General features: G+C 50.3%; 1 pseudogene. It reads right to left on the reverse strand.

The features are described from left to right. Positions 1 to 499, reverse strand: a pseudogene (locus tag ACQ4MZ_RS31605) (gliding motility-associated C-terminal domain-containing protein); the annotation flags it as partial.

Here is a 499-nt window from a genome sequence, read left to right on the forward strand (position 1 = left end):
CACAGTGGCGATCAATGCCGGTGTATCGCCCTCATATCTTGCATAATAAATCCTGTAAGCAGTCACGAGCGGGTCGCATTCCTTTCCACCCACTTGGGCAGGGTATTCCCATGTGAGATGGTTGGTAAACCCGGAAGGGGTACAAAAAGCTTCGGGATGTGCCCTGAGCGAATCGCAATTGAGCGGGTCGAGGGTGAGCACCGGCGGACATGGTCTGGTGGTATCCGAGGAGGACACACAGAGTATCTGCGAGAAGTTATAAAGGAGTGATGGTTTGATCTGGCTGTTATTATAGGAACCGACAGTTTCTACCTTATAACAATAGGTAGAGTCCTTCACGATGGTCACATTCACGGTTCCATCGGCGGCATATTTATCGGTACCGTCATCGACATAGGTAAATGTCTGTGGTCCCTTCACAGCTACTTCATAAATGCGGTTGAAAGTACCCGGTTTCGTCTTATCCTCCCGGTAGACCCGGTGCACTCGGTTTGCATTG

Origin of the sequence: Dyadobacter sp. BHUBP1 (genome assembly GCF_050587785.1) — a bacterium.
Classification (GTDB): domain Bacteria; phylum Bacteroidota; class Bacteroidia; order Cytophagales; family Spirosomataceae; genus Dyadobacter.